Genomic DNA, 6,906 nt, shown 5'->3' with positions numbered 1-6,906 from the left:
GGCGCGCGGGATCCCGCCGCGACGGCGACCGTAGAGGGCGGACGGGACGCCGTACTCGTCGACGGCGCCATCTCGTCCTCGATGTGCGCTGGATCCAGTCGACCGGGGCGAGCGCGGGAGCGGTCACGAAGGTCAGCGCGTCGTGGCCGGCGAGATGGTTGTCGATGATGCGCTCGATGGTCTGCCGCCATTCCTCCCGCACGGTCCCGGCGTCGTCGCCGGCATCGAGTCTCTGCAGGATGTTGTGCTGCGCAACGCGATAGGCAATGGGCGTGTCGATGTCGAAGGTCGGCAATGCCATGGCCCTGCACCATACGTCCGAACCACCCGTGGCCCAAACCCCCGGTTCCGGCCGTGCATACGGGCCCGATCCGAACGCACGGCCGATCCATACCATCGGATAATCGACTATCCGATGGTATGGTCCGGGGATGGCATCGGTTGACGTCGAGTCCGGCTGGCCCGCGGTCACCTACGATGACCACCCATGGGTGAGCAGCGATGCCTACGGCTCGCGGCGGGAGAAGCGCCTGACCACCGGCCCCTACCGCGCCGCGGTACCCCCCTTCATCGCCCACCGGCCCGTCCCGCTCGACGGCGAACTGCAGGCCCTCACCGAGGAAGCCGCCACGGAACTGACCCGCTTCGATGTCGAGGTCGGGCACATCACCGCCCCGTTCGCCTCCATCCTGCTGCGCACCGAGAGCGCCTCGAGTTCGGAGATCGAGAACCTCTCCAGCGGGGCGCGGCAGATCGCGCTCGCCGAACTCGGCGAACACGCCTCCCGCAACGCCCGCCTGATCGTCGGCAACGTGCGGGCGATGCGCGCGGCGCTCGAGCTGTCCGACGCGATCGACGCCGAGGCGATCCTGCGGATGCACCACGCGCTGCTCGAGCACGACGATCCGGCCATCGCGGGACGGTGGCGCACCCAGCAGGTGTGGATCGGCGGGGGCAGTCTGGGCCCGCACACCGCGCAGTTCGTGCCCCCACACCACGCGCGGGTGCCCGAGCTGATCGACGATCTGGTGGTCTTCGCCAACCGGGTGGATCTGCCGGTGGTCGCGCAGATCGCGGTCGCGCACGCGCAGTTCGAGACCATCCACCCGTTCCCGGACGGCAACGGCCGGGTGGGCCGCGCGCTGATCCAGGCGATGCTGCGCGGCGGGCAGCTCACCCGCAGTGTCGCCGTGCCGGTCTCGGCGGGCCTGTTGCACAACACCGGGGAGTACTTCGATGCGCTCGGCGCCTACCGCGCCGGGGACATCGGGCCGATCGTGCGGTCGATCGTCGACGCGTCGTTCGCGGCGGTCGCCAACGGCCGCACCCTTGTCGCCGATCTCGAGGCGGTACGCGAGCTGTGGCGGTCCCGGGTGACGGCGCGGCGGGATTCGGCAGTGCACCGGCTCGTGGACGTGTTGTTGCGCCAGCCGGTGATCGACAACCGCTCGGCCGCCGCGGCCTTGTCGGTGACCGGCGCCAACGCGCAGATCGCCATCGATCGGCTGGTGGACGCGGGGATCCTCACGCAGATCACCGAGGGGCGCCGCAATCGCATCTGGCAGGCCAAGGACGTGGTGCGGGTGCTCGACGAGTTCGCCGCGCGCGCCAAGCGGCGCCGCGGCTGACCTCCTCGGTATCGATCGACCCGGCGACGGTCGGTTTCGGGGTCGATCAGCCCGGGATGTCGCGCGGGTCGTGACCGTAGGTGTTGCGTTCGCCGATCGTCCCGTCGAGGTTGTGGACGAGGTGTTCGACCTTGCGGCGGCGCGCCTCGTCACGACCGGCGGCGACGGCCTCCTCGCGGGTGGGATAGGTGCCGAGCAGGTCGCTCGAGCCCTCGATGCGGTTGTGCCAGGAGCCGTCCTGATGGAACGTCTCGACATCGCCGGCGGGCATGGGGTGCTCCTCTCCACGAAGGGTCGGTTGTCCACCGCGTACCCGGCGCCGGTCTCCCCGAATCCGGACACGGTCTCTGCCGTCCCGTCGGCCCCAGCTGTCACACTGGACTCGCACATCTGTACGAGCGGATCTTCACGGGAGGGGCATCGTGGCGGGCAGCGCGACCGAGCCGGGATTGTCGGACTGGATCGGGTCGTATCTGGAGACCTTGCAGACCGCGAAACGGTCCCCGCACACCATCAAGGCCTACCGGCTCGACCTGCACGCGGTGCGCGCCCATCTCGCCGCGAGCTGCGCCGTGTCGGAGGAGACGCTGACACTCGGGGATGTGACGGTGCGCGGCCTGCGGTCGGCGTTCGCGGCGTTCGCCGCCGAGCGGCAACCGGCGTCGGTGCGCCGCGCCTGGTCGGTGTGGAACAACTTCTGCAACTTCCTCGTCTCCGAGGGGGTGTCGGAAGGCAACCCGATGGCCTCGATCGCGCAACCGAAGAAACCGCAGCACACCCCGAAGGCGTTCTCCCCCACCGCGATCAATCAACTCGTCGACACCATCACCGTGGAGGCGCAACGCCCGGCGGAGTCGGCGCGGGACTGGCCGCAACGCGATCTGGCGCTCATCGCGACCCTGCTGCTCACCGGGATCCGCTCGGACGAGCTGATCCGGCTCGATGTGGGCAGCATCCTCGGCGGCCGTCAGGCGCCGGTGCTGCGGGTACTCGGCAAGGGCGCGATCGAACGGGAGATCCCCCTCGAGGACAGCTGGACGGCGATCGTCGCCGCCTATCTCGAGGAACGCTACGCCCGTTTCCCCGCCGCGCGGCGCCGCACCCGCGACCGTGACGAGTTGCCCGTGTGGGAGCGGCACGACCCGGCCGATCCGCTGTTCGTCGGCGCGGACGGCAAGCGCATCACCCGCGGCACCCTGCAGTACCGGGTGCGGCGCATCTACCGCCGCGCGGGTATCGAGTCCGAACGCAAACGCGGTGCGCTCGCCCACGCGTTGCGGCACACCTTCGCGACGAGCCTGGCCGACAGCGGCGCGACGATGGTCGAGTTGCAGCAGCTGCTCGGGCACCGGTCGTTGCAGACCGTGCAGGTGTACACCTCGGCGACCAACGATGCGGTGCGGCACGCCGCGCGGCACAACCCCGTCTACGGGTTGCTCGGGTCGGGTCGTGAGCCGCTCGGCGACGGGCCGGGTTAGCTCGTCGGTTGCGCTGTGGGCGGGCGCGGCAACTGCAAGACTGGGGATCGATCCATCCGGCAACGTGAAGGAGCATCCATGAGCGTCGAGCAGACCGAACCCCGCCGTCATCGTGTGGTCGTGATCGGATCCGGTTTCGGTGGGCTGTTCGGGACCCAGGCCCTGGCTCGTGCCGATGTGGACGTCACGGTCGTGGCGCGCACCACCCATCACTTGTTCCAGCCGTTGCTGTACCAGGTGGCCACGGGCATCCTGTCGGTCGGCGACATCGCCCCGGCGACCCGCATGGTGCTGCGCAAACAGAAGAACGCGCAGGTGCTGCTCGGGGACGTCGAGAAGATCGACCTGGAGAACCGGACGGTGACCTCCCGGTTCCTCGAGCGCTACACCACCACCGAATTCGACAGCCTCATCGTCGCCGCGGGCGCCGGCCAGTCCTATTTCGGCAACGACCAGTTCGCCGAGTTCGCGCCGGGCATGAAGACCATCGACGACGCCCTCGAGCTGCGCGGCCGGATCCTCGGGGCGTTCGAGCAGGCCGAACTGTCCCACGATCACGAGGAACGCGCCCGGCTGCTGACCTTCGTGGTGGTCGGCGCCGGCCCGACCGGGGTGGAACTGGCCGGGCAGATCGCCGAGCTCTCGCGCCGCACCCTCAAGGGCACCTTCCGCAACATCGATCCGACCGAGGCGCGGGTGGTGCTGCTCGACGGCGCCTCCGATGTGCTGCCGGTCTACGGCGGCAAACTCAGCCGCAAGGCCCGCAACACCCTCGAGCGGCTCGGGGTGGAGATCCAGCTCGGCGCGATGGTCACCGATGTCGACGCCGACGGTCTCGTCGTCAAGGAGAAGGACGGTTCGCAGCGGCGCATCGAGTCGCAGTGCAAGGTGTGGTCGGCGGGCGTGTCGGCCAGTCCGCTCGGCAAGCAGCTCGCCGAGCAGTCCGGCGCGCAGGTCGACCGGGCGGGCCGGGTGGAGGTGCTGCCGGATCTGACATTGCCGGGGCATCCGAACGTGTTCGTCGTCGGCGACATGATGTCGCTGAACAAGTTGCCCGGGCTGGCGCAGGTGGCGATGCAGGGCGGCAAGTACGCGGCCCGGCAGATCATCGCCTCCCTCGACGGCGCCGACCCGAGCCATCGGGAACCGTTCAAGTATTTCGACAAGGGCAGCATGGCGACGATCTCGCGGTTCAGTGCGGTCGCGAAGGTCGGCAAACTCGAGATCAGCGGGTTCCTCGGCTGGGTGGCGTGGTTGTTCATCCACCTGCTGTATCTGGTGGGGTTCTCGTCGAAGCTGTCGACGCTGTTGTCGTGGGCGCAGGCGTTCTTCTCCACCGGCCGCAACGAGATGGCGGCAACCGAGCAGCAGGTGTTCGCGCGGATCGCACTCGAGCACATGCGCGCGGACGAACCCGACGGCGACTCGCAGAACGGCGCGGCCTCGACGAAGGACGGGGACCGCTCCGCACAGGCGCCGGCCGGGCAGGGCCGCGGCGGGACGCAGGCCGCGGGCTGACCGTCAGCGCTCCGGCCGGGCGCGGTGTCCCCGGCCGGAGCCGCCCGGCTACCGGGTCAGTGCCCGATGCGGTCCGCGTCGGTGATGTTCGCCAGCCGCACCTGTCCCTGCGCGACGAGACGGTCCTGCTCGTCGACGATCTCCACCCGCCACAGCTGCTGGGTGCGGCCGCGGTGCACCGGGGTGCCGGTCGCGGTGAGGACCCCTTCGCGGGTCGCGCGGAGGAAGTCGGTGTTGTTGTTGACCCCGACGACGTTGCCCTTGTCCCCCAACCAGTTGGCGCCGGCGACGCTGGCGACGGTCTCGATCACCGCGCAGTACACCCCGCCGTGCACGATGCCGTAGGGCTGGTGCTGCGTGGGGGTGATCGTCCACCGGGCCCGCGCGAGATCGGGGCCGAGTTCGACGAACTCGAGGCCGAGGGCGGTGTTGAAGCCGGTGTCGTTGACGGTGTTGATCGCCTGCACGTCGTGCTGGGCCGGGGCGGAGGTGGACTGGTCGCTCATACGGGCTTCCCTTGTTCGTGCGTGGGTCGACCGGCCGCCGGGACAGGTGGCCGTCGAACGATGGTAGGACATGGCGGTTTTCGGCCGGCCCACCTCCGACCGTGGCAGGCGGGGTGGTCACTGCAGGGTCACCAGCAGCGCGTAGGCGACGATCGAGTAGCCGTCGGGGATCGGCCCGAATCGGTGCACGGTCCGCGCGCCCTCGTACTCGACGCCGTACCAACCCGCGTCCGCGGTCGGGATCCTGATGGTCCGCTGGATCACCGGGTGACGTTCGGCGACCAGGGCGCGCCCGTGCGGTCGGGTGCGGTACAGCGTCCACAGATAGCGGTCCCACACCAGATGCCCGGTGAGCACGACGTCGCCGAGGGTGTCGAGCTGCGGTGGGAGCACGGTGGTGAAGCCGTGTCCGAGATGGGCGAGCAGTTCGACCCGATCGTCGACGGTGATCTGCTCGACGCGGGCGGGCACGTGCCGGACGAGTTCGCGGATGCAGTCGCTCGCGCCGGGGGTGGTCCAGGAGGTGGTCGGTTCACACACCTGCCCGGGGGTGGGCTGGTCGGGCCATGGTTCGAGGTCTCCGATCATCCACAGGGTGGTCATCTCTCGGTGCTTCCCAGGTCGCGGCGCGGATCCCTCCAGCATCCTCCGGGTTCGCCACCGCCGCGCCTGCGATCGGCCGGTTGCGCTGTGCGTCGACGGCGCAGGGCTCCGGACACACGACGGCGGGCCCCACATGGATGTGAGGCCCGCCGCGGGAAGGGACCGGGAGTCACTGCAGCCCTCAGGACTCCGCTGCGGTCCGGCAGTCGGAACGGATTCGATTATAGGGAAGGCTGCCCTAATCCGGCAAGGCCTCGGACGGCATAGCCGGCGGCGACGAAGGCGTCGAGCAACGCCTGACCGCGGCGCGCGGCGGTGCGGCGAGAAGCACCGCCGAGCACGGGCAGCTGGGCGGCGCCGGTGACGACGGTGCGCCCGACGATCGCCCAGAAGCGGTTCCGGTCGAGCGGGGCGAGGGACCGCAGCGCGAGATGGACGGCATTGAGCGCGGTCGCGGCGCGGTGCGCGGTCCACACCGCCATCGCCTGCTCGCACGGCAGCACCACCACGTCGCGTTGCCCGACGGCGCGGTCCTCGGGCAGCACCCGCAGGGTGTCGTCGGCGAGGCCGGCCCAGTCGATGCAGCCGTCGCTGTCCTGGTGCAGCCACAGATTGTCCAGACCCGGATCCCAGACGCGGCCTTCGAGGGCGTAGGGAGCGAGGACGCGGCCGACCACGGCGTGGATGAGGGCGCCGGCGACCTGTTCGACGGCGATGCGCGGGTCCTCGGTGTCGAGCAGGGCGCGGTCGTAGAGCGCCTCGATGCGCTGCTGCCGTTCACCGCCGCCGAGGAACCACCAGCGGCGGCGAGGTTCTTCGTCGATACAGGCCATCGCATACACGCGCGGGGCTCCCGCGGCGAGTGCGCGCAGCCGGGCGCGCGTGTCCTCGAACGGGCGGACGGGTGCCGCCGTGGGCGGCAGCAGCAGCGTCGTCATCCGACACCTCCTGATCGACAGTGAATCCTGATTAGGTAAGCCTAACCATTGCATCCGAGGGTGGTGTGCGCAACCCCATCCCCTACTCCCGTCGACACATAGGATTCCGTAACCTAACTCCGAAGGCCTTCGCGTTCCCCACGATCCGCGACGACCCGAACCGCACCACTGCCTTCCCGAGGAGCACCCCGCGCCCGTGACCGTCACCCCTCACGCCCCACCGGACGCCGATCCG

At 70.0% G+C, this 6,906-nt stretch carries 8 protein-coding genes; 3 read left to right on the top strand and 5 right to left on the bottom strand.

The genetic code is table 11. The features are described from left to right. Positions 1-301, bottom strand: a 301-nt coding sequence (locus ACLBYD_RS09925; RefSeq protein WP_447816290.1) for a hypothetical protein, incomplete at its 3' end; no start/stop codon positions are given. 130 nt (positions 302-431) lie between these two features. Between ACLBYD_RS09925 and ACLBYD_RS09920 the strand changes: the two genes are divergently transcribed. After that, the gene (locus ACLBYD_RS09920) at positions 432-1,628 is read left to right on the top strand and encodes a Fic family protein (protein ID WP_447816289.1); all 1,197 of its coding nucleotides are present in this window, start codon (positions 432-434) and stop codon (positions 1,626-1,628) included. 46 nt (positions 1,629-1,674) lie between these two features. Here ACLBYD_RS09920 and ACLBYD_RS09915 read toward each other — a convergent pair whose 3' ends face one another. Beyond that, positions 1,675-1,899 carry a DUF2188 domain-containing protein gene (locus ACLBYD_RS09915; RefSeq protein ID WP_024101088.1) on the bottom strand — a complete coding sequence of 75 codons (225 nt, stop codon included), beginning with the start codon at positions 1,897-1,899 and terminating at the stop codon, positions 1,675-1,677. Positions 1,900-2,050: 151 nt separating this feature from the next. Between ACLBYD_RS09915 and ACLBYD_RS09910 the strand changes: the two genes are divergently transcribed. Together ACLBYD_RS09910 and ACLBYD_RS09905 are read left to right on the top strand one after the other, a co-directional pair. Next, positions 2,051-3,106: a tyrosine-type recombinase/integrase gene (locus ACLBYD_RS09910; protein ID WP_447816288.1), complete on the top strand. Its 1,056-nt coding sequence runs from the start codon at positions 2,051-2,053 to the stop codon at positions 3,104-3,106. Between the two features lie 78 nt (positions 3,107-3,184). Next, a complete protein-coding gene (locus tag ACLBYD_RS09905) occupies positions 3,185-4,624 on the top strand; it encodes an NAD(P)/FAD-dependent oxidoreductase (RefSeq protein ID WP_447816287.1) in 1,440 nt (479 codons plus the stop codon). A gap of 56 nt (positions 4,625-4,680) precedes the next feature. On the opposite strand, the gene ACLBYD_RS09900 is transcribed toward ACLBYD_RS09905, so the two are convergent. The 3 genes from ACLBYD_RS09900 to ACLBYD_RS09890 all read right to left on the bottom strand — a co-directional run bounded on the left by ACLBYD_RS09900 (position 4,681) and on the right by ACLBYD_RS09890 (position 6,671). Continuing rightward, complete coding sequence (locus ACLBYD_RS09900) at positions 4,681-5,130, bottom strand: PaaI family thioesterase (protein ID WP_159418157.1); 450 nt, start codon at positions 5,128-5,130, stop codon at positions 4,681-4,683. 117 nt (positions 5,131-5,247) lie between these two features. Then, positions 5,248-5,733: a hypothetical protein gene (locus tag ACLBYD_RS09895; protein ID WP_447816286.1), complete on the bottom strand. Its 486-nt coding sequence runs from the start codon at positions 5,731-5,733 to the stop codon at positions 5,248-5,250. A 221-nt stretch (positions 5,734-5,954) separates the two neighbouring features. Continuing rightward, positions 5,955-6,671 carry a hypothetical protein gene (locus ACLBYD_RS09890; RefSeq protein ID WP_447816284.1) on the bottom strand — a complete coding sequence of 239 codons (717 nt, stop codon included), beginning with the start codon at positions 6,669-6,671 and terminating at the stop codon, positions 5,955-5,957. Positions 6,672-6,906: the final 235 nt, after the last annotated feature.

The organism is Rhodococcus sp. C26F (assembly GCF_053345925.1).
Note: the sequence above shows the minus strand (reverse complement) of the source record. Positions and strands in the feature narration are given on the sequence as shown.

What these genes read in the sequence shown, in the direction of transcription:
- ACLBYD_RS09920 (WP_447816289.1), top strand. Translation starts at nt 432, where the DNA reads ATGGCATCGGTTGACGTCGAGTCCGGCTGGCCCGCGGTCACCTACGAT.
- ACLBYD_RS09915 (WP_024101088.1), bottom strand. Translation starts at nt 1,899, where the DNA reads ATGCCCGCCGGCGATGTCGAGACGTTCCATCAGGACGGCTCCTGGCAC.
- ACLBYD_RS09905 (WP_447816287.1), top strand. Translation starts at nt 3,185, where the DNA reads ATGAGCGTCGAGCAGACCGAACCCCGCCGTCATCGTGTGGTCGTGATC.
- ACLBYD_RS09900 (WP_159418157.1), bottom strand. Translation starts at nt 5,130, where the DNA reads ATGAGCGACCAGTCCACCTCCGCCCCGGCCCAGCACGACGTGCAGGCG.
- ACLBYD_RS09895 (WP_447816286.1), bottom strand. Translation starts at nt 5,733, where the DNA reads ATGACCACCCTGTGGATGATCGGAGACCTCGAACCATGGCCCGACCAG.
- ACLBYD_RS09890 (WP_447816284.1), bottom strand. Translation starts at nt 6,671, where the DNA reads ATGACGACGCTGCTGCTGCCGCCCACGGCGGCACCCGTCCGCCCGTTC.